Annotated in this window: 1 pseudogene; it reads right to left on the bottom strand. The window is 76.7% G+C overall.

Features of this window, described 5'->3' with window-relative positions:
• Positions 1–73: 73 nt before the first annotated feature.
• Positions 74–885, bottom strand: a pseudogene (locus tag JFN87_RS33255) (transcriptional regulator); the annotation flags it as partial.

Here is an 885-nt window from a genome sequence, read left to right as displayed (position 1 = left end):
GCCGGCCCGGCGGTCGGCGCGCCGTCAGCCGCCCCGCGGGCGGCGCGCCTGTCTGCCCGGACCACGCGAGCCGTCAGCTGCCCCGCTTGATCCAGTCGCCGCCGCCCAGCGGGTAGTCGTAGCCGGGGCGGTCGACGTCGGCGCTGGTACGGAACGGGGCGTGGTGGTCGTCGATGCGCAGGGCACCCTGGCGGCTGCCGCTCGACCAGTCGAGGCTGAGTTCCCAGCGCACATCGTGCGCCTTCGTGTGGGCGGTGACGTAGAAGACCTGCGGGCGTGCCTCGCTGACCTTGTACGGGAAGTCGCCCTGGCCGCCCTGGACGGTGACCATCGGGCTCCCGGCGTCCAGGTCGACGTCGAACGACTTGGTCTCGACGTTGCCACCGCAGCCGACGCCCATCGCGTAGTCGTTCCAGGCGAGCGGCGCGTCCTTGCTGAGGACGCGCACGTGCAGCGCCTCGAGGACGACGGTGCCGGTGCCCGTCCCCTGGACGGTGATGGCGATCTCCTGCCCGCCCGAGGACACCGCCCCGTACGCGGCGGCCCACCGCGGCGCGTCCTGCTCGCTCGCGGGCGGCCCGACCTGCTCGGGCTCGCTGTTGACGAGGAAGTGCTGGCTGCACGGCTGGTCGTAGACGAAGGGGCGGACGGCGACCGTGGGCGCGGTGGCGGCGGTGCCGCCCGCCCCCGCGGACGCCCCGCCCCCGCTGTGACGGGGGCTGCCCGGCGCGCTGCCGGTGCCGCTCGGGCGCGACGGCGAGGCATCGACGGAGACGGAGGGGGACGGGGACGGGGACGGCGTGCGGCCGCGTCCGCGCGGGGACGCGGCGACGGACGGCTCGGCGGCTCCGGCGGCGCCCGTGCTCGTGGCCGCCCCGGCTGCCG

Source organism: Streptomyces montanisoli, from assembly GCF_017813245.1.
In the GTDB taxonomy this organism is placed as follows: Bacteria; Actinomycetota; Actinomycetes; order Streptomycetales; family Streptomycetaceae; genus Streptomyces; species Streptomyces montanisoli.
This window is presented reverse-complemented; position numbering and strand designations above follow the sequence as displayed.